Consider the following 469-nt stretch of genomic DNA (forward strand, 5'->3'; position numbering starts at 1 on the left):
TCCTCTCGCTTATTCGGAGGCGTTCGATACCGCGTTGCGCTCGGCCTGTCCCGGCGTGGAATTCCGCCGCTGGACCGATTGCGCCCCGGACACCGACTACGACCTGCTGGTGACCTGGGCTTTTCCGCCGGACATGGCGAAGCTGCCTGCTTCGACGCGCGCTGTGCTCTGCCTGGGCGCCGGCACGGATCAATTGACCTCCGATCCGCGCCTGCCCGACGATATGCCTGTCGTGCGCCTGCGCGATCCCGCGCAAGCACAGCAAATTCTCGACTACGCCATGCACGCGGCATTCGCCCGCCAGCAGGACGATTTTTCCGTTCGCCGAAGCCAGGGCGCGCGCAAGTGGCAGCGGGCTGTTTCCGAGATCCGCGACCGCGGCGCCTTGTCGGTCGCGGTGCTTGGCCTGGGCATGATCGGCGGTCATGTCGCGTCGGGCCTCGCGGCAACGGGCTTCCGGGTCTCGGGC

1 pseudogene is annotated in these 469 nt (G+C 67.8%); it reads left to right on the forward strand.

The features are described from left to right. Positions 1-469, forward strand: a pseudogene (locus EOA28_RS39405) (hypothetical protein); the annotation flags it as partial.

Origin of the sequence: Mesorhizobium sp. M2A.F.Ca.ET.067.02.1.1, assembly GCF_004023285.1 — a bacterium.
GTDB lineage: Bacteria > Pseudomonadota > Alphaproteobacteria > Rhizobiales > Rhizobiaceae > Mesorhizobium.